This window comes from Pseudomonas sp. HY7a-MNA-CIBAN-0227, assembly GCF_040310325.1.
Taxonomy (GTDB): domain Bacteria; phylum Pseudomonadota; class Gammaproteobacteria; order Pseudomonadales; family Pseudomonadaceae; genus Aquipseudomonas.
Map to the genome: position 1 here is coordinate 22,929 of NZ_JBEOPT010000008.1, position 25,969 is coordinate 48,897.

Sequence of the window (25,969 nt, forward strand, 5' to 3'; positions counted from 1 at the left end):
GTCGGATGGGGTTTTGTTTATTTACGCTGCAACAAACCTGGCAACTGCGCCACCAGCTTCTGGTTGTTCAGCGGCGCCCGGATAAAGCCACGCTGAGTACCGTCCGGGCCGACTAGCGCCAGGTTGCCACTGTGGTCGACGGTGTAGTTGGGCTTGCTGGTATCAGCAGGAATAAACGGGATGCTCACGGCGTTGGACACTTTCTGCACATCGTCCACATTGGCGCCCGTCAGACCCAGGAACTGCGGGTCGAAGTAACCCAGGTACTGCTTGAGCTGCGCCGGAGTGTCGCGATGGGGATCGATGCTGACCAAGACAATCTGCAGCTTATCCACCACATCCTTGGGCAGCTCACTCTTGAGCTGCCGCAACTGGGCGAGGGTGGTGGGGCAGATGTCCGGGCAGAAGGTGTAGCCGAAGAACAGCAGGCTCCACTTGTCCTTCAACTCGTTGATCACCACCGGCTGGCCGTCTTGGTTGGTCATGGTCACGGGCGGCAATTGACGACTTTGCGGCAACAGGATAATCCCTGCGTCGATCAACGCCGTCGGATCGCCCTGGCCCTTGCCAGACAGTACTTTGTTAACGGTCAGGCCCATGATCAACGCCACCAGGGCCACCAGAATAAAGACAGTTTTTTGAGTTCGAGTCATAGGTTCAACAATAAGTAGTGGTCTACGAGCAGGGCGATAAACAGTAAAAACAGGTACCAGATAGAGTACTTGAAGGTGTTGATCGCCGCGTGCGGCCGACTACCACGGTACAGCACCCAGGCCCACTGCAGAAAGCGACCGCCCAGAACCAGTGCACATCCCAGGTACAGCAACCCACTCATGTGGATGACATAGGGCATCAGGCTGACCGCCAACAGCGCGAAGGTGTACAGCAGGATATGCACCTTGGTGTAGTGCTCGCCGTGAGTCACCGGCAGCATCGGGATATCGGCCTTGGCGTATTCCTCCTTGCGATGAATCGCCAGGGCCCAGAAGTGCGGCGGAGTCCAGGCGAAGATGATCAGCACCAGCAGCAACGGTTCGGCGCTGACGTGGCCGGTGACCGCCACCCAACCCAACAGCGGCGGCGCGGCGCCAGCGAGGCCGCCGATGACGATATTCTGCGGCGTCGCCCGCTTGAGAAAGCCGGTGTAGATCACCGCATAACCCAGCAGCGAGGCCAACGTCAGCCAGGCCGCCAGCGGATTGGTAAATGCCAGCAGCAGCGCAAGCCCACCCACCGCCAGTGCCATGGCGAAGGTCAGGGCAGCGGCCGGTGATACCCGACCTTCGGCCAGCGGACGCTTGTGAGTACGCGCCATCACCGCATCAATGCGCCGGTCCACCACATGATTGACCGCGGCCGCACCGCCGGCACACAGGGCGATCCCCAGATTGCCAAAGATCAGTACCGTCCACGGCACGCCGGCGCGAGTGGCGAGGAACATGCCCACCAGCGAGGTGATGAGCATTAGCACCACCACCTTGGGCTTGGTCAGCTCCAGGTAATCACGCCAGATCGCCTGACTGTGGCGCTCGCCGATCAAGGTCGCCATGGCATCTCTCCTTTAATAGTTATGAGGCCCGAAACCTGTCGACGCGGGCTGAAGCGCCAGCCCCACGGCAGTTGATGCCTGACCCGGACCAGACTGGTTCGTGCGTGATAATTGACCAATACCAGCGTCAGCAATAAAGCTGCGCCGCCGGCGTTATGAGCGACTGCCACCGGCAGCGGCAAGTGGAAATAGACGTTGCTCAGGCCAAGGCTGATCTGTGCCGTCAACGCCACCAGCAGCAGACCAGCCAAGCGCGTCATGCCGACCGCCCTGAGCTGCCAGGCCAGGCCCAGCAACACGACCGCGACTATCACGGCGCCAATCCGGTGAGTCAGGTGAATCGCGGTGCGCGCATCACTGTCCAGTTGCCCTCCCAGGTAATTGGGGCCGATGTGCTGGGTCAGGTGAAAGCCATTGGCGAAATCAGCGGCCGGCCACCACTCCCCATGACAGGTGGGCAGGTCGATACAAGCCACCGCCGCATAGTTGGAGCTGACCCAACCGCCCAGGGCAATCTGACCGATCACCAGCACCAACCCGGCGGTGGCCCAATATTGCAGGCGCCTGGGCACAATCAGCGCCGGCAACACACCAGACAATCGCAAGGTCAGCAAAAACAGCAGGCTTAAGGTCGCAAATCCACCCAACAGGTGCCCGGTGACCACTTGCGGCCAAAGCTTGAGGGTCACCGTCCACATGCCAAACGCCGCCTGGGCGATCACCACCGCCAGCAGAAACAACGGCAACTTCAATGGCTGCCCCGGATGACGCCGATGGGTCCAGGCGCGCGCGGCCAGCAGGGCGATCAACAACCCCAGCGTGCCGGCAAAGTAGCGGTGGAGCATCTCGTTCCAGCCCTTGTCGGCCTCCACTGGAGCGTCCGGAAAATGCAGCTCGGCATGAGCCAGTTGGGCTTCGCTGTTCGGCACGCTGATAAAGCCGTAGCAGCCCGGCCAATCCGGGCAACCAAGGCCGGCATGGGTCAGCCGGGTATAGGCACCCAGCAGCACCACAATCAGTGCGAGCAAGGTGGCAAACAACGCGAGGCGAAATCCAGGTTTGGCCATGACGATGCCCTTATCCGATATTCGACAGTTTCAACAACAGGCGCAGGTCGTTCAGTAAATCCTTGCCCTTGACCCGAGCGTCATAGCGCAACACCAGGTTGCCGTGGGGATCAACTACCCACAGTTGGGCATCACCGCTGCCCTGGGCCGCAGCGTCCTTGTTGAAGGTCGGCAGGTCCAGCGGGTAGCGCTGCAATTGTGGGTACTCAACCTTGAGCTTTGCCTCGTACTCGGTACTCACCGGTTGCGCGACGGCCAAGGCATGACTGGCGCGGGAGGCATCGCGACCCAGGCCGATTTGCAGTTGGCGCGCCAGGTACACCAGTTGCTGGCAATCGTTAGCGCAAGCCGCAGGCGCGGTGACCAGCAACTGCCAGCGCTCCTCGCTTGCCTGCACACCGATGTCGGCGCGGGTCTGGCCATTGCCGATCAGTTCACCGTGATAGCTGCGGTTTTCCGGTACCCAGAACTGCAGTTTGTACATGAAGGTGGCCAGCACCATCGGGCCGATCACCATCAGCACGATCAGGATCAGTTGCCAGCGCCCCTTGCTACGACCGGGCAACTGCGACGCGTCAGATATGTTGAGTGGATTCATGGCCGCTCCCATGGTGCTTCTCCCTTGCGTTGTGCCATCCGAGGTAGAGGTAAAGACCGAACAGCGCCACCGCCATGGCGAACCACTGCACGGCATATCCCAGGTGTTTTTCCGGCCCCATGGCGACAACAGGCCAGTTGGTTTCGTAGGTCGCAGGACCCTCTTCAGCCCGCAATTCATAGGTAAACCCGCTACGCCCCAACTCCGCCCATAGCGTGTCGGGATGCAGCGCTGTCAGCAGTCGCGGCCATTGCGCACCCGCCGGGTCCGCGTGCAGCTGGAAGGTCGCGCCAGGAGCAACATAGACCCAGGCATCGACATTCAACGGTTGTTCGGGCGTGGTGAAGGCTGGCGGCGTGCGTCGATCCGGCCAAGGCAGCCAGCCGCGATTGAGCAGCAGCCAAAGACCGCTCGCCTGGTCATGAAAGGGTTGCAGCAACTCGACGCCGACCTTGCCGTCGCGCATGCGGTTATCCAGCAGCACGCTGTGGGCGGCGTCGAACTGTCCGCGCAGATGTACACGGCGAAAGGCCGGATCAGCACTGGCGCTCAATTGATCACTGCTCATCGGCTCGCCAGCACGGCGCTCGGCGTAGCTTTCCAGCAGCACCTGTTTTTCCTGCCCACGGGACAATTGCCAGAAGCCGAGCCACACCATCAGAGGCAGCAGCACAAACACCACCAGCGTCGGCGCAATCCCGGGGCGAAAACGTTTCATGGCGTTGCCGCAAAGGTCGACACTGCGCTGGCTATACTGAATCTCATTGCCCGCCCCTCCAAATAAAGAGTCCAGGAGCCTGACCATGCTCAAAGCAGCTATTGCCCTGATGCTGATCGCTACCGTTGTGAGCCTGTTCAGTGGCTTATTCTTTTTGGTCAAGGACGAGGGCAACTCCAACCGTCTCGTCACTGCCTTGACCGTACGTGTCGTGCTGGCCGTGATCACCGTGGTACTGATCACCTGGGGCTTCTACAGCGGCCAGTTGGTGTCCCACGCGCCGTGGTAAGGCGCCTCAGAGCACGTAAACGAAGAAAAACAACCCGATCCACACCACGTCGACAAAGTGCCAATACCAGCTGGCCGCCTCGAAGCCGAACTGGTGCTCAGCATTGAAATGCCCCCGCAGAACGCGCATCAGCATCACAAACAGAATGATGGTGCCGATGGTCACGTGGGCGCCGTGAAAACCCGTCAGCATGAAGAAGGTCGCACCGTACACGCCGGAACCCAACGTCAGGCCCAACTCCTTGTAGGCGTGGATGTATTCCTCGGCCTGAAACCCGAGGAATGCCATCCCCAGCAGAACGGTGATCGCCAACCAGATTTTCAACGCGCCACGATGACCCTTGCGCAGGGCATGGTGGGCGATGGTGATGGTCACGCTGGAGCTGACCAGCAGGATGGTATTGACCAGCGGTAGGCCCCACGGGCTGATGGTGCCTTCGGGTGCCGGGAAGAGTTTCGGGTCGGGGTTATTGAGCAGCGGCCAGGCGAACTCGAAGTTCGGCCAGAGCATGTGCGCCACACCCTTGGAGCCCTCACCGCCCAGCCACGGTCCAGACATGTGGCGCACGTAAAACAGCGCACCGAAGAAGGCGATAAAGAACATCACCTCGGAAAAAATGAACCAGGTCATGCCCCAGCGAAAGGAACGGTCCATCTGCGCGCTGTACAACCCGGCACGGCTTTCCTTAATCACCGCACCAAACCAGCCAAACATCATGTAGGCCAGTAACAGGCCACCGACGAAAAAGATCAGCGGGCCATGGGACTCCGGACGTGCCGCCTTGAGGTCGTTGAACCACACGCCCAGGCCGTACACTGTGACCAGCATGCCAATCGTGGCAATTATTGGCCATTTGCTTTGCGCTGGTACGTAGTACGTATCATGAGTTGGCATGTATTCGTTCTCCTAATCGAGCCCGCAGGCACGCCTAGCCGCCGGTATGGACAGCCACGGGCGGTTGGCGCGCGGTGATATCGAACAGCGTGTACGCCAGGGTCAAATGCTTCACATCCTTGGGCATGTCGCGATCGACAATGAAGCGCACCGGCATCTCGATGCGCTCGCCTGGCTGCAGCACTTGCTGGGTGAAGCAAAAACACTCGGTCTTGTGGAAGTACATCGCCGCTTCGGCCGGGGAAATGCTCGGGATCGCCTGCGCAGTCATCGGCTTATCGCTGGGGTTAAAGGCGACAAAAATCATCTCGTTGACCGCACCGGGGTTGACCACGATTTCGTCGGCCCTGGAGTGAAACTCCCAGACCATGTCGATGGCATTGGTGGAGAGAAACTGCACCCGCACCTGGCGCGACGGGTCGACAACCTGCGAGCCCTCGTACTGCCCGGCGGTCTTGCCGTTGATGCCGAACGCCTTGCACATCACGTCGTAGATCGGCACCAGGGCAAAGCCAAAAGCGAACATCGCCAGCACCAGGATCAGCAGACGCGTGACCAGCCGATTGAGGGGTATGGAGTCAGACATGACCACCTCCTGCACCCATCACGGTGTTCACTTGACCTCCGGCGGCGTGGTGAAGGTGTGGTACGGCGCGGGTGAAGGGATGCTCCACTCCAGGCCTTCGGCACCGTCCCACGGCTTGGCCGGCGCAGGCGGGCCGCCACGAATGCACTTGATGACGATGAACAGGAAGAAGATCTGCGTCGCGCCAAAGGTGAAGGCACCGATGGAGGAGACCATGTTGAAATCGGCGAACTGCAGGTTGTAGTCCGGCACCCGGCGCGGCATGCCAGCCAGCCCCACGAAGTGCATCGGAAAGAACGCCATGTTCATCCCCACAAACGACAGCCAGAAGTGCAGCTTGCCCAGGGTTTCGTCGTACATGTGGCCGGTCCATTTCGGCAGCCAGTAGTAGGCCGAGGCGAAGATCCCGAAGATAGCCCCTGGCACCAATACGTAATGGAAGTGCGCCACCACGAAGTAAGTGTCGTGGTACTGGAAGTCCGCCGGGGCAATGGCCAGCATCAGCCCGGAGAAGCCGCCGATGGTGAACAGAATCACGAAAGCTACGGCAAACAACATCGGCGTCTCGAAAGTCAGCGAGCCTTGCCACATGGTGCTGACCCAGTTGAACACCTTGACCCCTGTGGGCACCGCAATCAGCAGTGTCGCGTACATGAAGAACAACTCGCCCACCAGCGGAATGCCCACCACGAACATGTGGTGCGCCCAAACGATAAACGACAGGAAGGCGATACTGGCCGTGGCGTAGACCATCGAGGTGTAGCCGAACAGCGGCTTGCGCGAAAAGGTTGGGATGATCGAGCTGACGGCGCCGAAGGCCGGCAGAATCATGATGTACACCTCGGGATGGCCGAAGAACCAGAACACATGCTGGAACAAAACCGGGTCACCGCCACCAGCAGCGCTGAAGAAGCTGGTGCCGAAGTGGATGTCCATCAGCATCATGGTCACGCAACCCGCCAATACCGGCATCACCGCGATCAGCAGGAAGGCTGTGATCAGCCAGGTCCAGACGAACAGCGGCATTTTCATCAGGGTCATGCCGGGGGCGCGCAGGTTGAGGATAGTGGCGACCACGTTGATCGCGCCCATGATCGAACTGATGCCCATCAGGTGGATGGCAAAGATGAAGAAGGTCACGCTTTCGGGCGCGTAGGTGGTAGAGAGTGGGGCGTAGAAGGTCCAGCCGAAGTTCGGCCCACCGCCCGGAGAGAACAGCGTGGACACCAGCAGCAGGAACGCCGCCGGTAACAGCCAGAAACTGAAGTTATTCATACGCGGCAGGGCCATGTCCGGCGCGCCGATCATCAGCGGGATCATCCAGTTGGCCAGGCCCACGAACGCCGGCATCACCGCACCGAAGACCATGATCAGGCCGTGCATGGTGGTCATCTGGTTGAAAAACGCCGGCTCGACGATCTGCAAGCCCGGCTGGAATAGTTCAGCACGGATCACCATGGCGAACGAGCCGCCCAGCAGGAACATGGCGAAGCTGAACCACAGGTACATGGTCCCGATGTCTTTATGGTTGGTGGTCAGCACCCAACGCATCAAGCCTTTGGCGGGCCCATGAGCGTGGTCACCGGCATGGCCGTGGTCATCGATCACAGTGCTCATGGCCTTTCTCCTGCAAACGAGTGGGCGGGACGGTCAGCAGACCGGTTCAGGAAAGATGCAATGAAGGAAGTCATTTGCTTTCCGCCTGTTTGATGGCCAGCACGTCTTTGGGGGTGACCATGTCGCCTTTGTTGTTGCCCCAGGCGTTGCGTTCGTAGGTCACGACGGCGGCGATATCGACTTCCGAAAGCTGCTTGCCGAAGGCTGCCATCGCAGTACCTGGCTTGCCGTGATAGACGATGCTCAGGTGACCTTCCTTCGGTCCCGTGGCGATTTTCGAGCCCTTGAGGGCCGGGAACATTGGTGGCAAGCCCTGGCCTTCGGCCTGGTGACAGGCCACGCAGGTGGTGTGGTAGACCTTGTCGCCACGGGCCACGAGCTCTTCGAGGGTCCACTCCTTGGAGGTCAGTTCCTTGAGCTTGGCAGCCTCTTCCTTGCGCTCGCCGAGCCAGGTGTCGTAGTCGGCCTTGGACTTGACCTCGACCACGATCGGCATGAAGCCATGGTCCTTGCCACACAACTCGGCGCACTGGCCACGATAGATGCCGGGCTTCTCGACCCGGGTCCAGGCCTCGTTGACGAAACCAGGGATGGCGTCGCGCTTGACCGCGAAGGCTGGCACCCACCAGGAATGGATTACATCGGCGGCAGTCACCAGAAAGCGCACTTTGGCGCCCACGGGAATCACCAGCGGCTGGTCAACTTCCAGCAGGTAATGCTCGCCCTTGACTGCCTGGTTATGGATTTGCTCGGCGGGAGTGGCCAGGTTGCTGAAGAATTCGACGTCCTGACCCAGGTATTTGTAATGCCACTTCCACTGGTAGCCGGTGACCTGGATATCGATATCCGATTCACTGCTGTCGTAGATGTTGATCAGGGTCTTGGTCGCCGGAATGGCCATGGCCACGAGAATCAGCAAGGGCACCACGGTCCAGAGGATCTCCACCGTCGTACTCTCGTGGAACTTGGCCGCCACCTGCCCGGTTGAGCGACGATGGACGATCATCGACCAGAACATCGCGCCAAACACCACAATGCCGATCACCACACATATCCAGAAAATGGTCATGTGCAGATCGAACACCGCGTTACTTACCTCTGTGGCCCCTGGTGTCATATTCACTGTCCAGGCGGCTTGAGCCTGGCTGAATACTGACCACAAGAGTAGGCCCATCCAAACGTGTGGATGTCGCGTCATGCGGGTTCCCCTTATCGTTCTTGTTATCCCGCCGGTTTGCACCTGCGGCCAAGGGAGCGGCTTCCATATTGCAAACACACCGCCAAGCCTTGCCTGCTCATGCAGTCGGGCGTCATCAGCTAATTGCGTACAAAACCGAGTATAGACAGCGACCGCCACCTCGCAATGCGATCGGGCAAATGAACGGAAATGGACGAACGGGGCCGGCAAAATAGCTGACGGTGTGGGTTATCCGACGAACGATGGCAATTCGATATAACGCCGGCGCATAACCATGAAATAATTATGACAAATGCGTCTGAGGGGCTCGTATAAACGAGCTACCTTGTGTTTTCCCTTTTCCTACGCCTATTGTCCTGGAGCTTTCATGAACACCGCCGCATTGCGCGAGCAGATTTCCCGTGCCCATCAACATGAATCCAGCACTGGCCAGTTGACCCGTCAATTGGAAGTTCAGTTACCGCACCTGCACCCGGCGATTTCTCTGCCTGACGTCGACGCCAAGGGCGTGATGACCCGCTTTGTTGCCGCCTACATCGATCAGGTACCGGATTTGCTGGATGCCGCCAACGATGTGGCCCGTGAAGCCGGTATCGAAAGCCAGATCAAACCGGTGCTGAAAATCGCCGAACATTTCTTTCTCCAGCCGCCAGCGATCCTGGCCGGCCATGAAGGCCTGGATAGTTTGCTGGACGAGGCCTACCTGGCCCATCGCCTGGTGGAAGAGGTCAATGACCTGTACATCAAGCATTTCGGCCAGCCGTTGATTCCGTTGGATACCACGGTGGCCAATGTGATTGCTCATCAATTGATCGGTGAGACCTTCGCCAATCAACTGGACGAGGCAGTGCACCACGCGGTGGATGAGATGCTCAATGAAGAGAGCTTTGCCCTGGAGTCTGTCGAAGCCTACCGCGACAAGCTCAAGAGCCCGGACACTGAGGCAGCCTGGAAGCGCTGGCCGTGCCTGTCGCGGCAGTTGGGTGTTGGGTTAGATCTGGATCAGCCGGCCTGAATCCCTGGATAACGCCAGCGTCTGTGGCGAGGGGGCTTGTCCCCCTCGCCACTTTTAGACTGCGGCAGAACCGATTCCGGTAGTCGTCCGCACCCGGCCTTCCAGCCGCCGCTTCAACCCTCGCGCCTCGATCACCAGCGTCGAACCCTTGGCCGCATTGGCCCGCCCCCATTCTTCCAGCAACTCAAGGCAGGAGTGGTCCACGTAACTCAAGTTATTGAGCGGTACATGCACGGTGGTTCCCGCCGGCACCGTCGACAACACCTGGGTCAACGCTGGCACCTTGAGAAAGGTTGCCGCACCCGTCAGTCGCAACTCCATTTCGCCGTCCTTGGGCAGATCGATCAGGCTGATTTTCAGCCGTGAAGCCTTCCACGCCAGTTTGGCCAGGGTCAGCCCGAAGCCCACCAGTACGCCGGTCAACAAGTCGGTGAAAACGATCACCAGCGCAGTGGCCGCATAAGTGAACATCGGCATCCGACCGTAACGGGCCAGGCCACGGAAAGCCTTGATGTCCACCAACTTGATACCGGTGTACACCAACACACCCGCCAGGCTCGCCACCGGAATGCTTTGCAGCACACTGGACAGCAGCAAGACGAACGCCAGCAGCCACAGGCCATGGAACATCGCCGACAAGCGCGTAGTGGCACCGGCCTGGACGTTGGCCGAGCTGCGCACGATCACGCCGGTCATCGGCAACGCACCGACCAAGCCACAGAGCATGTTGCCCACACCTTGGGCCGACAGTTCCTTGTCGAAGTCGGAACGCTGGCCATTGTGCATACGGTCGACAGCGGCAGCCGACAGAAGGGTTTCGGCGCTGGCGATAAAGGCCACCGCGAAGGCTGCGATCAACAGATTGGGATCGGCCAGGTTCAGCAGGTCGCTGGGGCGCAGCCAGTCAATGGCGTCCGCCAGGTTTTCCGGCACTTCCACCCGCTTTACCTGTAATGCCAGCACCAGGCTGGTCACCGTCGCCAATCCCACACCGAGCAAGGCGCCTGGCACGAAGCGCAGCTTTTGCGGACGAAACTTGTCCCATAGCCACATCACCAGGATCGTCGATAATCCGAGCAGACCGGCCTGCCAGCCCAACCCGCCGCCCAGCGTCGGGATAGCCTGGATCAACGCTGCCGGGAAGCCGGCGAGATTATCCAGCCCAGAGGGTTTCGGTACGCCGTCGAGCATCACATGGACCTGCGACAGCACGATCAACACCCCGATCCCCGCCAGCATCCCGTACACCACCGCTGGTGCGGTAACACGGAACCAGCAACCCAGGCGCAAACGCCCGGCCACCAGTTGCAGAAAGCCCGCCAACAGCAGGATCGGCCCGAGCATGACCATGCCATGCTGGCGCACCACTTCGAATACCAGCACCGCCAGGCCCGCCGCCGGGCCGCTGACTTGCAGTGGCGAGCCAGCCATCCAACCCACCACCAGACCACCGATAATACCGGTGATCAGACCTTTGGCCGGTGGCATCCCCGACGCAATAGCAATCCCCATGCACAAGGGCAGGGCGACCAGAAACACAACCACGGAGGCCAACAGCTCCCGTGGCAGTACAGCTTTTAATTGAGCAGCACGCATGATGACTCTCCCGAGGCATTCGCCGGGCATGGAAAGGCCTGGCTGCTTCAACGGCAGCCATCGCGTTACCCGACATTGGGAATGTTTTAGAAGCGCGCTTTAGGCGTCGCCGAAGGGATCGGTTGGGTACCGTTCAACGGCAGGAACGCCCCTTTTTCCGCATCGTAGGCTTTGATTTCGCTGGTTTCGATGTTGTAGACCCAGCCATGGATAAACAACTGACCATTGGCAATGCGTGAGGCCACGGACGGGTGAGTGCGCAAATGCTGCAACTGGGCGATCACGTTTTCTTCAGTCAGCACATGCATACTTTCGACTTCGCTGGTGCAATGACAGTTGTCCTGGACCATGGTCTTGGCAACCTCGGCATGACGCAGCCAGGCTGCGACCGTGGGCATTTTTTCCAGGCTCAGCGGGTTGAGCACCGCACGCATGGCACCGCAATCGGAATGGCCACAAATGATAATGTGCTGCACACCCAAAGCCAGTACCGCGTATTCGATGGCGGTGGAAACACCGCCGTTCATCTGCCCATAAGGCGGCACGACGTTGCCGACGTTACGGGTCACAAACAAATCGCCAGGGGCGCTTTGGGTGATCAGTTCCGGAACGATGCGCGAATCGGCGCAGGCAATAAACATCGCCCTAGGGCTCTGGGCCGTGGCGAGCTTCTTGAAGAGTTCTTCCTGCTGCGGAAAGATCTCGTGATGAAAATGCAAAAAACCTTCAACAATATGTTGCAGCGCTGCATCGGCGGATTCCGCCTCGTGAGGGGCTGAAGCCGACGCAGCCAACGGCTGTTTATCCTTGTCACTCATGATTCATCCTCTTGGTTGGAGCAGGGGAGCTTTCCAGTTCTGTTCGGCGCGCAACCAGTGCAATAGTTGGAAAACTGCAAAACCAGAGGCGCCGACTCGTTAGTCACTCGATGAACACGTTAACTACCGAAACTTAACTCAAACTGAATCAACCGCTCTATCTCACGGTTCTCCGTGATGTCAAAGCGCGACTACTCAACCGTAAATAGTCCGCGTACCTGCATGAGTCTACAACAATGTCATTTGCCTGCCGGGCGGACAAAACGCTGTGCAGTCCAGATTAAACCCTTCCCGACGATTGAGTCCAAGTCGTTTGATCGCCTTGGCAAACCGCTGCGCCAACAGATCCGCAAACGGCCCTTCACCGCGCATGCGCACACCGAAGCGACTGTCGTAGACCTCACCACCCCGTACCTGACGCACCAGACTCATCACATGGGCTGCCCGCTGCGGATAATGGGCCGCCAGCCATTCCTCAAACAACGGCGCCACCTCCAGGGGCAGGCGCAACATCATGTAGGCCGCGCTCTGTGCGCCAGCCGCATGGGCTTCGGCCAGCAGGCTTTCCAGCTCGCTGTCGTTGATCATCGGGATCATCGGCGAACACAGTACCCCCACCGGAATCCCTGCCTCACGCATCACCCGAATGGCCCGCAACCGCGCCTTGGGCGCCGCCGTGCGCGGCTCCAGGATGCGCTTGAGTTCGTCGTCCAGACTGGTGAGGCTGATCATCACTGCCACCAACCGTTGTTGCGCCAGCTCGGTGAGCAGGTCGAGGTCCCGCAGAATCAGCGAGCCCTTGGTGATGATCGTCACCGGATGACGATAGCGCAGCAGCACTTGCAGCGTTTGCCGGGTGATCTTGTACTCGCGTTCGATAGGCTGGTACGGGTCGGTATTGGCCCCCAGGTTGATCGGCGCGCAGGTATAGCCCGGTTTCGACAGTTGCTGCTCCAGCACGTCGGCGGCGTTGGTCTTGGCAATCAATTTGGTTTCAAAGTCCAGCCCAGGGGACATGTCCCAATAGGCGTGGCTGGGCCGCGCATAGCAGTAGATACAACCATGCTCGCAGCCTCGGTAGGGGTTGATGGAGCGGTCGAACGGCAAGTCCGGGGAGTTGTTACGGGTGATGATGGTTTTCGCCATCTCGATACGGACTTCGGTGCCTTGGGTCGGTGGCACTTCCTGGTACCAGCCGTCATCCTCGGCCACGCTGACGGTGGGCGCGAAACGATTGTGCAGGTTGGTGGCGGTGCCCCGCCCGCGTGGCGGCAGAGGAGTGAACATGAAAGCGCCTATATACTGTTTTTTTATACAGTACAGAGGCGCAAGGTATCTGACCAGTGCCGTTGAGCGGCAAGCCCCAATCAGTGTTTTTGCGTCACCTGGCCAAGGTCGTCACCCGAGGTGCTCTGCATGTCGCTCTTGCGCAGGTCCGCCACTTCGCCGGCCTTCACCGGTGCACCTTTATTCCCCCAGCTACCGCGAATGAAACTAACCACATCCGCCACTTCCTCATCCGACAAGCGCCAGGCAAAAGCCGGCATGGTGAAGGTCGACGGCGCCGCATGAGTGGCCGGCAAGGTGCCGCCATTCAATACGATGTTGATCAACGAGGTGGCATCCGCCGTCTGCACGACCGGGTTGCCCGCCAGCGCCGGGAATACCCGCGTATAGCCATGACCGTCGGTACGGTGGCACGCCGCGCAGTTGTCGATGTAGACCGACGCTCCGCGCTGGCTGTCGTCACCTTTCAACAAAGCCTCGGCGACCTGTTTGTCGTACTGATGAGGTTGATCTTTTGGATCAACAGCCGGCAGGCTCTTGAGGTAACGGGCGATCGCGGTCAGGTCGTCTTCTGACATGTATTGCATGCTATGGACGACAACATCGCTCATGCCGCCAAATACTGCACTGCGGTCACTGCGACCGGTCTTGAGAAACTGCACCAGTTGATCCTCGCTCCAACTGCCCAGACCGTCCTTGTGATCGCCCCGCAGGCTCTTGGCAATCCAGCCTTCCAGCGGTGCACTGCCGGACAAAAACTCAGCCCCTTCAGAAGCACTCAGGGCTTTTTCCTGCATGGTCAGGGCGCGTGGCGTATGGCAGGCGCCGCAATGGCCGAGGCCTTCCACCAGATAGGCGCCTCGGCTGATCACTGGATCTGCCCCGGCCTGCGCCTGGTAATCCGAAGCATCGGGCGCAAACATCCAGCGCCAGGCTGCCAGCGGCCAACGCATGCTGAGCGGCCAAGGAATGTCGCTGTCCTTGTTCACTTGGGCGACCGGTTCAACACCCGTCATGAAGTAGGCATACAACGCCTGCATGTCGGTTTCGCTGACCCGTGAATAAGATGGGTAAGGCATCGCCGGGTAAAGAGTACTACCGCTTTTGGCGATGCCATGGCGCACGGCCTTGTCGAAGTCTTCAAAGCTGTAGTCGCCCAGGCCAGCCTTGTCCGGGGTGATGTTGGTGGAATAGATGATGCCAATGGGGGTTTCCATCGGCAGGCCACCGGCGAAGGGTTTTCCACCCTGGGCGGTATGGCAGGCCACACAGTCACCGGCGCGGGCCAGGTATTCGCCCTGTTTGATCAAATCATCCTGGGCGGCGCTTACCGAGCAACTGCTGAACAAGGCCAGGGAGGCGATAACGAATGCTTTCATGGTCATCGCTCCTTATGCCTGAACCAGCGGGCCGGGGTTTTTCAAGTACTGCTCGCGAATCGCCCGTGCCGACCAGTAGGTCAGCGCCGCTACCAGGCCCGTAGGGTTGTAACCCAAGCCTTGTGGGAACGCAGACGCGCCAGGGACGAACACGTTGTGCACATCCCAACACTGCAGGTAACGGTTCAAGGCACTGGTTTTCGGGTCGGTGCCCATGATTGCGCCACCGTTGAGGTGGGTGGTCTGGTAGGACGCAGTGTTGAAGTGATCACCCACCTTTTTACCCAGCAACGCGATGGCCTTGGGGTTCATCGCCTCGGCGATCTTGCCCATTTTCTCGACCATGAAGCGGTTCATCTTGATGTCGTTTTCCTGCCAGTCGAAGGTCATACGCAGCAGAGGCAGGCCGTAGGCATCGCGGTAAACCGGGTCCAGATCGAGGTAGTTGCCTCGGTAGGATTGATGGGCGCCGTGGGCGTCCATCGACACCTGGTGGGTGTAGTAATCGGCAGTAGCACGTTTCCAGGCACTGCCCCAAGCCGGGGTGCCGGGTGGGTTGGAGGTGCCGGCAATCGGTCGGCTCCCGGCCTGGTTGACCCACATCGGCGAACCACCGACAAAGCCGTGAGGCCCGTGGTCGAAGTTGTCGGCGTTGAAATCATCCACCGCCACGCCGTTGCCGCCGGCGCCGATAAAGTTGTTGGTGTGCACGTCTTTATCGAAGAAGGCCTTGATGGTGGCCATGTTCTGGTAGGCGAAGTTCTTGCCCACCACGCCTTCCCCGGAAATCGGGTCGTAGGGCTTGCCGATACCCGAGAGCAGCATCAAGCGCACGTTGTGGAACTGGAACGCGCCGAGGATCACCAAGTCCGCTGGTTGCTCGATTTCCCGGCCTTGGGCGTCGATGTAGGTCACACCGGTGGCTTTGCTCTTGGTGCTGTCGAGATTGACCTTCAACACGTGGGAGTTGGGCCGCAGTTCAAAGTTCGGCACCTGCTTGAGGGCCGGCAGGATGTTCACGTTCGGCGAGGCCTTGGAGTACATGTAGCAAACGTAGCCACTGCAGAAGCCGCAGAAGTTGCACGGGCCCATCTGCGCGCCATAGGGGTTGGTGTAGGGCCCCGAGGTATTGGCTGATGGCAGGTTGTAGGGTTTGTAGCCCACGGCATTGGCCGCTTGCTGGAACAGCTGCGCGGAGTAGGTATTTTTCTGCGACTCCAGGGGGAAATGGTTCGAACGGTCTGGCGCATAGGGGTTGCCGCCACGGCCTTCGCCCACCAACTGACCTTGCACCGTCCAGGCCTGGCCAGAGGTGCCAAAGACTTTCTCGGCGTAGTCAAAGAACGGTTCCAGCTCTTCATAGCTGACGCCGAAATCCTGGATGGTCATGTCCTTGGGAATGAAGCTTTTCCCGTAGCGCTCTTCGTAGTGGCTGCGCATGCGCAACTCGATGGGGTCGACACGAAAGTGCACGCCCGACCAGTGCAACCCCGCACCGCCGACACCATTACCCGGCAGGAAGGCGCCCAACTGACGATTAGGCAAGGCAACGTCATTCACGCTATGACGAATAGTCACCGTCTCCTTGGAGATATCCTGGAAGAGTTTTTTGCGAACGCTGTAGGTCAGTTCGTCAATAACTTGCGGGTAGTTGCCGTCCGGGTAGGTGTCCTGCATCGGCCCACGCTCAAGCGCAACAACGTGCAAGCCCGCTTCAGTCAGTTCCTTGGCCATGATCGCGCCGGTCCAGCCGAAGCCGACGATGACCGCATCCACTTTATTCATGATGGTCGCCACGCTTATGCCCTCTCGCCACGGATGGAAACAGCCGGGAAGGGGTATTGCTCGTTGCGTTCAACCCAATCCATGAAATCGGCGCGGGCGCCGGGGAAGCCGATCATGGTCCAGCCGACCATGCCTTTGTTGCCACCGTGGATCGGGTCGCAGAAGAACCCTTCCTTGGTGTTTTGCAGCAACAAGTTGAAGAAAATCTTCGACGGCACGGCGTCAAAATGCACAGCGGTTTCACCGCCGCCGGCTTCCAGGCGCTTGAGCATATCGTCCTGGGTAGCGCTGTCTTGCGCAGCAAAAGCTTTACCGTTGAACGCTTTCGACCACGCATCCGTGGCAGCAATACCTAGGCGATAGATTTCCTTGGGCACCAATTTGCTCTGCCAACCCATCTCCGGCGGTGCGTCGGCGTTGAACGGACCTTGCATAAACCACAGGGCGCCGCTGGCGTATGGGGTGTTCATCTGGCGGTCGATGTATTCCGGCGCACCGGCTTCCAGCGCACCAGGGCCTTGTGCATCAGCCGGGATCAAGCGAGCGACAGCGGCATTGATAAAGGCCCATTCTTCGGCAGTGAAATAGCTCGGCTCGTAAGCCTTGCTACTGACAGAGGCCTTGGCCGGACTGGCTTGAGCAGGCTCGGACGTAGCCATCAGCACCGAACCGCCCAGGCCCGTGCTGGCAACAGTGACCACCGGGATCAAGGTCAAGGATTTGCGCAAAAACTCACGCCGGGGGTTGTCTCGATCTTGATCAGACATGGTGGCACCTCATCATGTGGTCACAGGTTTGTCAGCCGCTTCTAAGGAGCGACTTATCGTTTTGGCAGAAAATGGGGATCCAAAGGACCCAAGGGGATAGAACACAGCGGCAATCAATAGTTACAAATGATAGCAGCCTAAGCATTGAGAGAATCGATTCAGCATTAAAAGACAGCAGCAGTTCACGATTCTTTGACGAGCACCTCACGCCGCATTGACCGCCCCTAGGCGAATCTGAGCCCATCAGCCATCTCCCTATTCGGTTACATCGCGCATGCTCAAGAATCAATTACTGCCGGCCTTATACATCGCGTGCATGGCGCTGTTCACCATCAGCCACGCCCAGGCTGACGACGCCGCACCCATTCGCTCACCGGAATGGGCACAGCCGGTGGGAAACCAATATAACCTGTATCAAATGTCACCTACGCTCTATCGCAGCGCGTTACCTGACAGCAGCGCGGTTCCTGTCTTGGAAAAACTCAAGATCGGTACAGTGATCAATTTTCTGCCCGAATCTGATGCCAACTGGCTGAAATCGCCGGGCATCAAACAAGTGCAACTGGCCTATCGCACCAACCATGTCGACGACAGCGACGTACTGGCAGCCCTGCGGGCCATTCAGGACGCACAAGCTGACGGCGCGGTGTTGATGCACTGCAAACACGGCTCCGACCGCACCGGGTTGATGGCCGCGATGTATCGGGTGGTAGTCCAGGGATGGAGCAAGGAAGACGCGCTGAACGAAATGACCTTGGGCGGTTTTGGCACCAGCAACGGCTTTAAGGACGGCGTTCGCTACATGATGCAGGCCAATGTCGACAAACTGCGTACAGCGCTGGCCAATGGTGATTGCAGCACCAGCGCGTTTGCACTGTGCTCGATGAAGAGTTGGATTAATACGGGGAGCAAGGAACCAAACACCTTGTAGGTGCGAGCTTGCTCCGGGCGGCGCAAGCTCGCTTCTACATGGAGTCAGTGTTTTTTCAGTTTCGGATTGGGGAAAAACTGCACCGCTTGCACCTTGGCATCCGGCACTTTCAACGCCGACGTGTTCACCCGCGTACCCAATTCCTTGGGCACCGACAGGCCTTGTTCATTGAGCGTGTCGGAGTAACCGCAGGCCACGCACTCGCGGTGCGGTACGTCGTCTTCGCTCCACATCATCAACTTGTCTGGCTCGCTGCACGCCGGGCAGACCGCCCCGGCGATAAAGCGTTTTTTGGTTTTCACAGGTCCGTCACTCATGCTGCCGCGTCCTCACTCAGGCCGCTGTGGCGCAAGAGTGCGTCAATCGAGGGCGCACGTCCGCGAAAGTCGACGAACAGCACCATCGGCGCCTGTGAACCGCCACGAGCCAGGATCGCTTCGCGAAATGCCCGGCCAGTCTCGGCATTGAGCACGCCGTCTTCTTCAAACTTGGAGAAGGCATCGGCGGACAGTACTTCTGCCCACTTGTAGCTGTAATAACCCGCCGCGTAACCGCCGGCAAAGATGTGGGCAAAGCTGTTAGGGAAGCGGTTGTAGGCAGGCGGGCGCATCACCGAGACTTCGTCGCGCACGCCTTCGAGCACTTGCAACACGCTGCGGCCATCACCGTGGGTGGCGTGCAGTTCGAAGTCGAACAGGGAGAACTCCAGTTGGCGCACCATCATCAGGCCGGACTGGAAATTTTTCGCCGCAAGCATTTTTTCCAGCAGGTCCTGAGGCAGCGGCTCACCGGTTTCGTAGTGACCGGAAATCAGCGCCAAACCTTCTGGTTCCCAGCACCAGTTCTCCATGAACTGGCTCGGCAGCTCTACCGCATCCCAGGCCACACCGTTAATACCGGACACGCCAGCATGTTCGACGCGGGTCAGCAGGTGATGCAGGCCGTGGCCGAACTCGTGGAACAGCGTCGTCACTTCATCATGGGTCAGCAGCGCAGGCTTGCCGCTGTCGGCCGGGGTGAAATTGCACACCAGGTTGGCCACCGGGCTCTGCAGCACGCCATCAATAGTGCGGCGCCGATCACGGGCGCCGTCCATCCAGGCACCACCACGCTTATTGGCGCGGGCATACAGGTCGAAGAAGAAGCGGCCGACGTGCTGACCGTTTTCCTTGATTTCGAACAGGCGAACATCCGGGTGCCAGGTGTCGAAGCCTTTCTGCTCGGCGATCTCAATGCCATACAGACGCTGGACAATGGCGAACAGGCCACCAAGTACCTTGTCGATAGGGAAGTAGGCGCGCAGGGCTTCCTGGGCCACGCTGTAACGCTGTTCACGCAGCTTTTCACCGTAGAAACCGCTGTCCCAGCTTTGCAGGTCCGGGCAGCCTTGTTCGGCGGCGTAGGCCTTGAGCTGTTGCAGGTCCTGGGTAGCAAACGGCTTGCTGCGCTTGGCCAGGTCTCGCAGGAAGCTCAGCACCTGGTCGCTGGACTCGGCCATTTTGGTGGCCAGGCTGAGTTCGGAGAACGAGGCGAAACCCAGCAGTTGAGCAAGCTCCTGACGCAGGTCGAGGATTTGTTCCATCACCGGGCCGTTATCGTTCTGACCGGCATTCGGGCCTTGGTCCGATGCACGGGTGCAGTAGGCGGCGTAGATTTCCTCGCGCAGGGCGCGGTCGTGGGCGTAGGTCATCACCGCGTAGTAGCTGGGGAATTCCAGGGTGATCAGCCAGCCGTCCTGGCCCTTGGCCTGAGCGGCGGCAGCCATCTGCGCCTTGGCAGAATCGGTCAGGCCGGCGAGGGTGGCTTCATCGGTGACGTGTTTGGTCCAGGCCTGGGTAGCGTCCAACAACTGGTTGGAGAAGCGGCTGCCCAGCTCCGACAGCTTGCTCTGCACTTGGGCGTAGCGTTTTTGCTGCTCTGGCGGCAAGTCGATACCCGACAGGCGGAAGTCGCGCAGCGAGTGCTCAAGAATGGTTTTTTGCGCCACATCGAAACCAGCCGCTTGCGGGCTGTTGGCCAAGGCTTCGAAAGCCTGGAACAACTCACGGTTCTGGCCCATCTCGGTGGAGTAAGCGCTCAACGCCGGCAGGCAAGCCTCGTAGGCTTCCCGCAACTCGGCGCTGTTGCACACGGCATTGAGGTGGCTGACCGGGCTCCAGGCGGCGCCCAGGCGGTCATTGAGTTCGTCCATGGCCAGGATCAGGCCGGCCCAGGTCGGATTTTTGCTCTGGCTTTGCAGGATGCCTTCGATGGCGACACGGTTGTCGGCCAGGATCTGTTCGATGGCCGGTTGCACGTGCTCGGCACGGATCGCCGAGAACGGAGGCAGGTCGTAGGACTGCAGAAGAGGGTTGTTCGCGCTCACGTTTGGCACCTTGGCTGAAGAAACATGTAAGAACAAAGATGGGGCCATCTTAATTACAATCAACGCCCACCGCAGCTATCAGCAGAAGAGAGAGAGCCTATCGTGACCCTTCGCACCTACCAGAATCACACGCCGGCCTTGGCCTCCGGGGCTTTTGTCGATGCATCGGCGGTGGTAATCGGCGATGTCGAAATTGGCGCCGACAGCTCGGTCTGGCCGCTAACGGTCATTCGCGGCGACATGCACCGCATCCGCATCGGGGCGCGCACCAGCGTGCAAGACGGCTGCGTGCTGCACATTACCCATGCCGGGCCCTTCAATCCTGACGGTTTCCCACTGCTTATCGGCGACGATGTGACCATTGCCCACAAGGTCATGCTCCATGGCTGCACGGTGGGCAGCCGGATTCTGATCGGCATGGGTAGCATCGTGATGGACGGGGCGGTGGTGGAAGACGAGGTAATCATCGGTGCCGGCAGCCTGGTGCCGCCAGGGAAAAAGCTTGAGAGCGGCTTTTTGTATGTCGGCAGCCCGGTAAAGCAAATCCGTCCGCTGACTGACAAGGAGCGGGCGTTTTTCACCTACAGCGCCGCGAACTATGTGAAGCTCAAGGACCTGCACCTGGCCGAAGGTTTCGACAAATGTTAAGAACACCCATGCACTACAAAACTGTTTTATTCGACCTGGACGGCACCCTCACCGACCCTCGGGAAGGGATCACCCGCTCGATCCAATACGCCCTCGCCAAACTGGGGATCGATGAGCCTGACCTGACCAAGCTGGAACATTTTATCGGCCCACCGCTGCTCCAGGCCTTCATGCAGTTCTACAGCTTCGATGAAGCCAAGGCGTGGGAGGCCGTGAATTTTTACCGCGAGCGATTCAAGGTCACCGGGCTGTATGAGAACCGCGTGTTCGACGGGGTCATGCCGCTGCTTGAGGCCCTTAATGGCCAAGGCCGGCAGCTATATGTCGCCACCTCCAAGCCCTGGGTGTTTGCCCGTGAGATCGCCCGGCACTTTGACTTCGCCAAACACTTCAAGGTGATCTACGGCAGCGAGCTGGACGGCTCGCGCACCAACAAGGTCGAGCTGATCGCCCACCTGATGGCCGAAGAAGGACTGAACCCGGCCAGCACCCTGATGATCGGCGACCGCAAGCACGACCTGATCGGCGCCCGCAGTAACGGGCTGGATGCGGCAGCGGTGGGTTATGGGTTTGGCAGTCATGAGGAGCTGAGTGCCGAGGCGCCGGCCTGGCATTTTGAAACCTTGGCGCAGTTGCACCAGGCGTTTTTGCCTCGGCCTTGAAATAATCTCGTAGCATCTGTCGAGCCCCTGCGAGGCTGTGGCGGGAGCGCCTCGGTCCTGGCGCCAGGCTCGATAGCGGCGGTGCGGCCGACCTAGCCTCGCAGGGGTTCGACAACTGCTACGGAGCTTCCAGTGCCTTCAGCGCCGCCTTGCGCTCATCCATCGGCAACCCACCCAACTTCTCCACCGCCCCGTAGAACTTCAGCCAATCCCCACCCGTCTGCCGGAACAACGCTGCAAACGCCGGCACCCATTGGTCATACAGGCCAAACGGCAATAACCGGGCGTTATTCATCGGCGCATTGATCCAGGCGTCATAGCGCTTGTCGCCCTGCCATTGGCTGTCGCGCACCTGCCGGTAATCACTGCGCAACCGATCAAATTCGGCAGCTTTGGCCTGACGCATCGTGTCCGCCGCCAACGGCTGCGCATATACACGTTCCAGGCGCTTGCGAGTGTCGAGAATCAGTTGGATAAACTGATCACGCTGCTTCAGCGCAGCGCTGCTAGTCGGCGGTAAACCACGGGCCGCACGCCATTGGCGAGTGCCCTCCTGCTCGACAAAGGTGGCAAATGACTCATTGAATTCAGTGTCGTCCTTCACATAGAACCGCTGATGGGCCAATTCATGAAAAATCAGCGTGGCCAGGCGCTCATCGCCCCAGCCCATCATCGAACTCATGATCGGGTCATTGAACCAGCCCAAGGTGGAATAGGCCTCGACGCCGCCAATCGACACGTCCATGCCTTGCTGCTGCAACAACGCCGCTTCACCCCGCGCAGCGCCCTGGCTGTAGTAGCCGCGATAGGCCACGCAGCCGGCAATCGGGAAGCAATGGTTCTGCGGTGACAGGGAAAATTGCGACGTGGCGAAGACATTCCAGACCACATAAGTCCGACCGATATCGGCGTACAGGCGATAGCTTTGGTTGTCCGGCAGGTGCAGCTGCTGGCTGGCAAAGGTGCGTGCTTTTTGCGACTGGACCAGGTGTTCGCGCAACACCTGGGGCCGGGAAGGGTCGGCGATCACCTCAGTCACCGCTTCACGGGCCCGAAGCAGTTGCCATTGGCCGCTGGCCAATTGGGTGTAATAGCCGACGCTTGAACAACCGTTGAGCAACAAAAATATCAGCCCCGGAAACAAAAGCCGGAAATGACGATCAAGTACCCCATGACGTGAACACCAACGTCCAACCATTACCGCCCTTCCTCGCAGAGTCTGCCCGCCAGACTATCTCGCTTGTACGGAGTTTCGCCATGCGCATGTTCATGCTTACGGGGGGCCTGCTGATCCTGACAGGCTGCGCCGGATTGCCCGACCCCGACCCGGCCCAGGCCTGGATTGACCTCGATAGCGGTCACAACACGGCGCTGCATGCGCTGGAAGTCGACGACAAGGCGGCGGTAGATAAACGCTTTTTTGAAGTGCCGCCTGGTCGCCACCAACTGACTGTTCGCTATCAGTTCGCCGTAGACACCACTAATATCGGCCCGGACGCCCAGCCGTTATGGCGAGATTGCCAACTCAACCTGACATTCAAGGATTTCAGCGCTGCAGAGCGTTACCAGATACAGGCTGGGAGCACCGGTTTTAGGCCCTGGGCCAAACTGTATGACCGTAATCACAGAGTCATTGCCCAGGCACAGCCCGCTGGCTGCCAGCGAAGTTGATCAGCGGTATGCTGGACTCCTTTCTACAGTCGAGTGCCCGCCATGCGTCAGCTTTTGTTACCCATAGCCGCGATTTTACTCAGCGCCTGCGCCTCGACCCCCATCCCTCCTGTCGACCCGCAGCAAGCCTGGGTCGACTTCGCTACCCCGACTCCGGGAGCCAAACTGGTAATGGCCCAACGCTTGGACGGTAAGTCCCTGAACGACGGGCGCTACTTCCAGGTACCACCCGGCAGCCACGAGTTAATGGTGCGCTTTGATTTCGAGGTGTATTCCGGCGGCGGCCTGGGTGGAGGACTGAGCCAACCTCAAGACCGAACCTGCTTCATCACCTTGCAGTACGACCATTTCGAGGCGGGCCAACGCTATCGCCTGGAAGGGCGCTCGTTGGCCTTCACCCCCAATATTCGGCTGTACAACGCCGCACGGCAATTGCTGGCCGAAGAACGCAGCATCAACTGCATTCCCTGATCAGTCGTTGTTTTTTTGGTAGATGATGGCCTTGGTACCGTTCTCACAGCTGCCGACGACCATGGCGATGTCGTGCTTGTCGGCTTCTTCCTTGGTCACGATTTCCAGGGTGTAGGACGGCACCGCATTGGCCTGGATCTTGACTTCAATCTCTTTCCTGAGCTCTTCACAGTCTTTCGGGGCTGCCAGCGCCGAAGTGGCCAGCACACCGCACATAATCGCCAGGGCAAAACGTTTCATGAGTGAAGTTCCCTAAATGCATTGCGCACGGGTGTGCGCCAAGGCTGCAGTCGAGTATTCGACCACAGTTATGAAGCGCGAGTGCTGATTTAACGCAGACAAAAGACCCTGGGAGGTCACTCCCAGGGTCGGGGGAGTTGATCAGCTTACGAGGGTGCCATCCAAGGTGATCGTGGCATTCAGCACCTTGGACACCGGGCACCCTTCCTTGGCCTTTTTACTCAGCTCATCGAACTGCGCCTGGCTGGCGCCCGGAATTTTCGCCTTGAGGATCAGGTGCACCGCCGTGATCGCAAACCCACCGTCTACCTGGTCCAGGGTCACTTCGGCCTGGGTGTCGATGCTGTCGGCCGTGAGCCCGGCGTCGCCGAGAATCATGGAAAAAGCCATGGAGAAACAACCGGCATGGGCCGCGCCGATCAGTTCTTCAGGGTTGGTGCCTTTGCCACCTTCAAAACGGGCCTTGAAGCCGTAGGGTGCTTCGCGCAAGACGCCGGTTTCGGTGGAGATGGAGCCAATGCCGGTTTTCAGATCACCTTCCCAATGCGCCGATGCTTTCTTTTTGATGCTCATAGCAGTCTCCTCGTGCCTGTGGTTTTCGGTTGCTTAGGGTTCTGAGGATAGAAGCTCTGGCAAAGTTCACCCTGTCGGACAAAGCCATTTATCGGGTGGGCAAATTCACGTCAGCTATTGAATCTCGGGTATATGCCCTCATTGCATAGAACACGCATCTGAAGCGGCAGGTTTTGGCTCGTCTAAAAAAGCCTGCGCCCCCCAACTGGAGAAGCAGACTTATGACCTCCCTGTCTGACGTGAAGTTTTCGACCCTCGACCTGGTACCCGTGCGCGCCAACGGCAGCCCGGCGCAATCATTGCGCAATTCACTGGACCTGGCCCAGCACGTGGAAAAACTCGGCTATCACCGCTTCTGGGTGGCCGAACACCACAATATGGATGGCATCGCCAGCTCGGCGACCTCGGTGTTGCTGGGCTACCTGGCCGGTGGCACTTCGACCATTCGCGTCGGCTCTGGCGGCGTGATGCTACCCAATCACGCGCCATTGGTGATCGCCGAGCAGTTCGGCACCCTGGAAAGCCTGTACCCCGGCCGGATCGACCTGGGCCTGGGCCGCGCCCCCGGTTCCGACCAGATGACCGCCCGCGCCCTGCGCCGCGAACGCTCTGGCAGTGCCGACGACTTCCCCAACGATGTCGCCGAGCTGATGGCGTATCTAGGCCCACGCACGCCCGACCAACGGGTGATCGCCGTACCCGGCACCGGTACCAACGTGCCTGTTTGGTTGCTGGGTTCCAGCTTGTTCAGCGCACAGCTGGCGGGCGAACGCGGCTTGCCTTACGCCTTTGCCTCACATTTCGCACCGCGCCTGATGCATGAGGCGATTCGCGTCTACCGCAATCACTTCAAGCCTTCGGCGGTGCTGGACAAGCCCTACGTGATGCTCGGCATTCCGCTGGTGGCCGCTGATACCGATGAACAAGCCGACTACCTGGCAACCTCGGTGTACCAGCGAATCCTCGCGCTGATGCGTGGGCAAAGCCTGGTGCAGCGCCCCCCGGTTAAAACCATGGACGGCCTGTGGCTGCCCCATGAAAAAGACGCCGTCGGCAGTTTCCTCGGCCTGGCCATGGTCGGCAGCCCGGAAAAGATCCGCGCCAAGCTGCAAGTGCTGGTGGAGCAGACCGGCGCTGATGAGCTGATCTTTACCTGCGACCTATACGAGCACGCCGACCGGATTCATTCCTACGAACTGCTGGCGCAGGTCATGAAGGGCTAAACCCCCAGGCGTAAAAAAACCG

General features: G+C 59.5%; 28 protein-coding genes. 8 read left to right on the plus strand and 20 right to left on the minus strand.

From position 1 onward, the window contains the following. Window positions 1-17: 17 nt before the first annotated feature. The 5 genes from AAEZ06_RS14845 to AAEZ06_RS14865 are packed head-to-tail and all read right to left on the minus strand — an operon-like array spanning window position 18 to window position 3,932. On the minus strand, window positions 18-653 hold the full coding sequence (locus AAEZ06_RS14845; protein ID WP_350615002.1) for an SCO family protein: 636 nt from the start codon (window positions 651-653) through the stop codon (window positions 18-20). Beyond that, entirely contained in the window at window positions 650-1,549 is a 900-nt protein-coding gene (gene cyoE / locus AAEZ06_RS14850) for a heme o synthase (protein ID WP_133100573.1), read from the minus strand. The genes AAEZ06_RS14845 and cyoE overlap by 4 nt, the downstream gene beginning before the upstream one ends. Next, on the minus strand, window positions 1,537-2,616 hold the full coding sequence (locus AAEZ06_RS14855; protein ID WP_149412768.1) for a COX15/CtaA family protein: 1,080 nt from the start codon (window positions 2,614-2,616) through the stop codon (window positions 1,537-1,539). Before AAEZ06_RS14855 ends, cyoE begins: the two co-directional genes overlap by 13 nt. Window positions 2,617-2,626: 10 nt before the next feature. Next, window positions 2,627-3,226: a PA_0111/PP_0108 family redox-active disulfide protein gene (locus tag AAEZ06_RS14860; RefSeq protein WP_149412769.1), complete on the minus strand. Its 600-nt coding sequence runs from the start codon at window positions 3,224-3,226 to the stop codon at window positions 2,627-2,629. Then, the gene (locus AAEZ06_RS14865) at window positions 3,192-3,932 is read right to left on the minus strand and encodes an SURF1 family protein (protein ID WP_149412770.1); all 741 of its coding nucleotides are present in this window, start codon (window positions 3,930-3,932) and stop codon (window positions 3,192-3,194) included. The genes AAEZ06_RS14860 and AAEZ06_RS14865 overlap by 35 nt, the downstream gene beginning before the upstream one ends. Before the next feature lie 85 nt (window positions 3,933-4,017). Here AAEZ06_RS14865 and AAEZ06_RS14870 point away from each other — a divergent pair, with 85 nt between their 5' ends. Beyond that, a complete protein-coding gene (locus AAEZ06_RS14870) occupies window positions 4,018-4,221 on the plus strand; it encodes a twin transmembrane helix small protein (RefSeq protein ID WP_133100577.1) in 204 nt (67 codons plus the stop codon). A 6-nt stretch (window positions 4,222-4,227) separates the two neighbouring features. Here the strand turns inward: AAEZ06_RS14870 and AAEZ06_RS14875 are convergent, their stop codons facing one another. The 4 genes from AAEZ06_RS14875 to coxB form a co-directional block, all read right to left on the minus strand. Further along, on the minus strand, window positions 4,228-5,115 hold the full coding sequence (locus AAEZ06_RS14875) for a cytochrome c oxidase subunit 3 (RefSeq protein WP_149412772.1): 888 nt from the start codon (window positions 5,113-5,115) through the stop codon (window positions 4,228-4,230). A gap of 34 nt (window positions 5,116-5,149) precedes the next feature. Further along, window positions 5,150-5,701 carry a cytochrome c oxidase assembly protein gene (locus tag AAEZ06_RS14880; protein WP_133100579.1) on the minus strand — a complete coding sequence of 184 codons (552 nt, stop codon included), beginning with the start codon at window positions 5,699-5,701 and terminating at the stop codon, window positions 5,150-5,152. A gap of 27 nt (window positions 5,702-5,728) precedes the next feature. After that, a complete protein-coding gene (gene ctaD, locus AAEZ06_RS14885; protein WP_149412773.1) occupies window positions 5,729-7,318 on the minus strand; it encodes a cytochrome c oxidase subunit I in 1,590 nt (529 codons plus the stop codon). Between the two features lie 70 nt (window positions 7,319-7,388). Then, window positions 7,389-8,516, minus strand: a complete 1,128-nt coding sequence (coxB, locus tag AAEZ06_RS14890; RefSeq protein ID WP_350615006.1) for a cytochrome c oxidase subunit II — start codon at window positions 8,514-8,516, stop codon at window positions 7,389-7,391. Between the two features lie 367 nt (window positions 8,517-8,883). Between coxB and AAEZ06_RS14895 the strand changes: the two genes are divergently transcribed. After that, window positions 8,884-9,531, plus strand: coding sequence for a hypothetical protein (locus tag AAEZ06_RS14895; protein WP_149412775.1), 648 nt, complete (start codon window positions 8,884-8,886; stop codon window positions 9,529-9,531). Window positions 9,532-9,585: 54 nt separating this feature from the next. Here AAEZ06_RS14895 and AAEZ06_RS14900 read toward each other — a convergent pair whose 3' ends face one another. From AAEZ06_RS14900 to AAEZ06_RS14925, 6 genes are all read right to left on the minus strand, one after another. After that, window positions 9,586-11,127 carry a SulP family inorganic anion transporter gene (locus tag AAEZ06_RS14900; RefSeq protein WP_350615009.1) on the minus strand — a complete coding sequence of 514 codons (1,542 nt, stop codon included), beginning with the start codon at window positions 11,125-11,127 and terminating at the stop codon, window positions 9,586-9,588. A gap of 86 nt (window positions 11,128-11,213) precedes the next feature. Then, a complete protein-coding gene (locus AAEZ06_RS14905) occupies window positions 11,214-11,945 on the minus strand; it encodes a carbonic anhydrase (RefSeq protein WP_350615011.1) in 732 nt (243 codons plus the stop codon). 228 nt (window positions 11,946-12,173) lie between these two features. Beyond that, window positions 12,174-13,232 carry a PA0069 family radical SAM protein gene (locus AAEZ06_RS14910; RefSeq protein WP_149412778.1) on the minus strand — a complete coding sequence of 353 codons (1,059 nt, stop codon included), beginning with the start codon at window positions 13,230-13,232 and terminating at the stop codon, window positions 12,174-12,176. Between the two features lie 80 nt (window positions 13,233-13,312). Beyond that, on the minus strand, window positions 13,313-14,611 hold the full coding sequence (locus AAEZ06_RS14915) for a cytochrome c (RefSeq protein ID WP_149412779.1): 1,299 nt from the start codon (window positions 14,609-14,611) through the stop codon (window positions 13,313-13,315). Between the two features lie 12 nt (window positions 14,612-14,623). Next, window positions 14,624-16,396 (minus strand): GMC family oxidoreductase, encoded by a 1,773-nt coding sequence (locus tag AAEZ06_RS14920; protein WP_502948034.1) that lies wholly within the window; start codon window positions 16,394-16,396, stop codon window positions 14,624-14,626. Between the two features lie 14 nt (window positions 16,397-16,410). Then, window positions 16,411-17,163, minus strand: coding sequence for a gluconate 2-dehydrogenase subunit 3 family protein (locus tag AAEZ06_RS14925; RefSeq protein ID WP_149412781.1), 753 nt, complete (start codon window positions 17,161-17,163; stop codon window positions 16,411-16,413). A 274-nt stretch (window positions 17,164-17,437) separates the two neighbouring features. Here AAEZ06_RS14925 and AAEZ06_RS14930 point away from each other — a divergent pair, with 274 nt between their 5' ends. Next, entirely contained in the window at window positions 17,438-18,094 is a 657-nt protein-coding gene (locus AAEZ06_RS14930; protein WP_149412782.1) for a dual specificity protein phosphatase family protein, read from the plus strand. 44 nt (window positions 18,095-18,138) lie between these two features. Here AAEZ06_RS14930 and AAEZ06_RS14935 read toward each other — a convergent pair whose 3' ends face one another. Both AAEZ06_RS14935 and prlC read right to left on the minus strand, forming a co-directional pair. Beyond that, a complete protein-coding gene (locus AAEZ06_RS14935; protein ID WP_133100587.1) occupies window positions 18,139-18,411 on the minus strand; it encodes a YheV family putative zinc ribbon protein in 273 nt (90 codons plus the stop codon). Then, window positions 18,408-20,459, minus strand: a complete 2,052-nt coding sequence (gene prlC / locus AAEZ06_RS14940; protein WP_149412783.1) for an oligopeptidase A — start codon at window positions 20,457-20,459, stop codon at window positions 18,408-18,410. Before prlC ends, AAEZ06_RS14935 begins: the two co-directional genes overlap by 4 nt. A 102-nt stretch (window positions 20,460-20,561) precedes the next feature. On the opposite strand from prlC, the gene AAEZ06_RS14945 reads away from it, so the two are divergent. Both AAEZ06_RS14945 and AAEZ06_RS14950 read left to right on the plus strand, forming a co-directional pair. After that, window positions 20,562-21,107 carry a gamma carbonic anhydrase family protein gene (locus tag AAEZ06_RS14945; RefSeq protein WP_149412784.1) on the plus strand — a complete coding sequence of 182 codons (546 nt, stop codon included), beginning with the start codon at window positions 20,562-20,564 and terminating at the stop codon, window positions 21,105-21,107. An 8-nt stretch (window positions 21,108-21,115) separates the two neighbouring features. Then, window positions 21,116-21,769: an HAD family hydrolase gene (locus AAEZ06_RS14950; protein WP_149412785.1), complete on the plus strand. Its 654-nt coding sequence runs from the start codon at window positions 21,116-21,118 to the stop codon at window positions 21,767-21,769. Between the two features lie 118 nt (window positions 21,770-21,887). Here AAEZ06_RS14950 and AAEZ06_RS14955 read toward each other — a convergent pair whose 3' ends face one another. After that, complete coding sequence (locus AAEZ06_RS14955) at window positions 21,888-22,967, minus strand: aminopeptidase (RefSeq protein WP_350615018.1); 1,080 nt, start codon at window positions 22,965-22,967, stop codon at window positions 21,888-21,890. A 59-nt stretch (window positions 22,968-23,026) separates the two neighbouring features. Between AAEZ06_RS14955 and AAEZ06_RS14960 the strand changes: the two genes are divergently transcribed. Next, window positions 23,027-23,440: a PA0061/PA0062 family lipoprotein gene (locus AAEZ06_RS14960; protein WP_149412787.1), complete on the plus strand. Its 414-nt coding sequence runs from the start codon at window positions 23,027-23,029 to the stop codon at window positions 23,438-23,440. Window positions 23,441-23,482: 42 nt separating this feature from the next. Beyond that, a complete protein-coding gene (locus AAEZ06_RS14965; protein ID WP_149412788.1) occupies window positions 23,483-23,911 on the plus strand; it encodes a PA0061/PA0062 family lipoprotein in 429 nt (142 codons plus the stop codon). Here the strand turns inward: AAEZ06_RS14965 and AAEZ06_RS14970 are convergent, their stop codons facing one another. Together AAEZ06_RS14970 and AAEZ06_RS14975 are read right to left on the minus strand one after the other, a co-directional pair. Then, entirely contained in the window at window positions 23,912-24,151 is a 240-nt protein-coding gene (locus AAEZ06_RS14970; protein WP_149412789.1) for a DUF1161 domain-containing protein, read from the minus strand. A gap of 141 nt (window positions 24,152-24,292) precedes the next feature. Further along, window positions 24,293-24,724, minus strand: a complete 432-nt coding sequence (locus tag AAEZ06_RS14975; RefSeq protein WP_149412790.1) for an OsmC family protein — start codon at window positions 24,722-24,724, stop codon at window positions 24,293-24,295. 221 nt (window positions 24,725-24,945) lie between these two features. On the opposite strand from AAEZ06_RS14975, the gene AAEZ06_RS14980 reads away from it, so the two are divergent. Beyond that, the gene (locus tag AAEZ06_RS14980; protein WP_133100596.1) at window positions 24,946-25,947 is read left to right on the plus strand and encodes an LLM class flavin-dependent oxidoreductase; all 1,002 of its coding nucleotides are present in this window, start codon (window positions 24,946-24,948) and stop codon (window positions 25,945-25,947) included. The last annotated feature ends 22 nt before the right edge of the window (window positions 25,948-25,969 follow it).

Bases quoted from the DNA above. Each gene is read 5' to 3' on its own strand.
- AAEZ06_RS14900 (WP_350615009.1), bottom strand. From the start codon at position 11,127: ATGCGTGCTGCTCAATTAAAAGCTGTACTGCCACGGGAGCTGTTGGCC.
- AAEZ06_RS14955 (WP_350615018.1), bottom strand. From the start codon at position 22,967: ATGGTTGGACGTTGGTGTTCACGTCATGGGGTACTTGATCGTCATTTC.
- AAEZ06_RS14875 (WP_149412772.1), bottom strand. From the start codon at position 5,115: ATGCCAACTCATGATACGTACTACGTACCAGCGCAAAGCAAATGGCCA.
- AAEZ06_RS14950 (WP_149412785.1), top strand. From the start codon at position 21,116: ATGCACTACAAAACTGTTTTATTCGACCTGGACGGCACCCTCACCGAC.
- AAEZ06_RS14855 (WP_149412768.1), bottom strand. From the start codon at position 2,616: ATGGCCAAACCTGGATTTCGCCTCGCGTTGTTTGCCACCTTGCTCGCA.
- AAEZ06_RS14965 (WP_149412788.1), top strand. From the start codon at position 23,483: ATGCGTCAGCTTTTGTTACCCATAGCCGCGATTTTACTCAGCGCCTGC.
- AAEZ06_RS14975 (WP_149412790.1), bottom strand. From the start codon at position 24,724: ATGAGCATCAAAAAGAAAGCATCGGCGCATTGGGAAGGTGATCTGAAA.
- ctaD (WP_149412773.1), bottom strand. From the start codon at position 7,318: ATGAGCACTGTGATCGATGACCACGGCCATGCCGGTGACCACGCTCAT.
- AAEZ06_RS14960 (WP_149412787.1), top strand. From the start codon at position 23,027: ATGCGCATGTTCATGCTTACGGGGGGCCTGCTGATCCTGACAGGCTGC.
- AAEZ06_RS14870 (WP_133100577.1), top strand. From the start codon at position 4,018: ATGCTCAAAGCAGCTATTGCCCTGATGCTGATCGCTACCGTTGTGAGC.
- AAEZ06_RS14860 (WP_149412769.1), bottom strand. From the start codon at position 3,226: ATGGGAGCGGCCATGAATCCACTCAACATATCTGACGCGTCGCAGTTG.
- AAEZ06_RS14920 (WP_502948034.1), bottom strand. From the start codon at position 16,396: ATGAATAAAGTGGATGCGGTCATCGTCGGCTTCGGCTGGACCGGCGCG.
- AAEZ06_RS14895 (WP_149412775.1), top strand. From the start codon at position 8,884: ATGAACACCGCCGCATTGCGCGAGCAGATTTCCCGTGCCCATCAACAT.
- AAEZ06_RS14845 (WP_350615002.1), bottom strand. From the start codon at position 653: ATGACTCGAACTCAAAAAACTGTCTTTATTCTGGTGGCCCTGGTGGCG.
- AAEZ06_RS14935 (WP_133100587.1), bottom strand. From the start codon at position 18,411: ATGAGTGACGGACCTGTGAAAACCAAAAAACGCTTTATCGCCGGGGCG.
- AAEZ06_RS14980 (WP_133100596.1), top strand. From the start codon at position 24,946: ATGACCTCCCTGTCTGACGTGAAGTTTTCGACCCTCGACCTGGTACCC.
- AAEZ06_RS14905 (WP_350615011.1), bottom strand. From the start codon at position 11,945: ATGAGTGACAAGGATAAACAGCCGTTGGCTGCGTCGGCTTCAGCCCCT.
- AAEZ06_RS14915 (WP_149412779.1), bottom strand. From the start codon at position 14,611: ATGAAAGCATTCGTTATCGCCTCCCTGGCCTTGTTCAGCAGTTGCTCG.
- cyoE (WP_133100573.1), bottom strand. From the start codon at position 1,549: ATGGCGACCTTGATCGGCGAGCGCCACAGTCAGGCGATCTGGCGTGAT.
- AAEZ06_RS14910 (WP_149412778.1), bottom strand. From the start codon at position 13,232: ATGTTCACTCCTCTGCCGCCACGCGGGCGGGGCACCGCCACCAACCTG.
- AAEZ06_RS14925 (WP_149412781.1), bottom strand. From the start codon at position 17,163: ATGTCTGATCAAGATCGAGACAACCCCCGGCGTGAGTTTTTGCGCAAA.
- AAEZ06_RS14865 (WP_149412770.1), bottom strand. From the start codon at position 3,932: ATGAAACGTTTTCGCCCCGGGATTGCGCCGACGCTGGTGGTGTTTGTG.
- AAEZ06_RS14880 (WP_133100579.1), bottom strand. From the start codon at position 5,701: ATGTCTGACTCCATACCCCTCAATCGGCTGGTCACGCGTCTGCTGATC.
- coxB (WP_350615006.1), bottom strand. From the start codon at position 8,516: ATGACGCGACATCCACACGTTTGGATGGGCCTACTCTTGTGGTCAGTA.
- AAEZ06_RS14930 (WP_149412782.1), top strand. From the start codon at position 17,438: ATGCTCAAGAATCAATTACTGCCGGCCTTATACATCGCGTGCATGGCG.
- AAEZ06_RS14970 (WP_149412789.1), bottom strand. From the start codon at position 24,151: ATGAAACGTTTTGCCCTGGCGATTATGTGCGGTGTGCTGGCCACTTCG.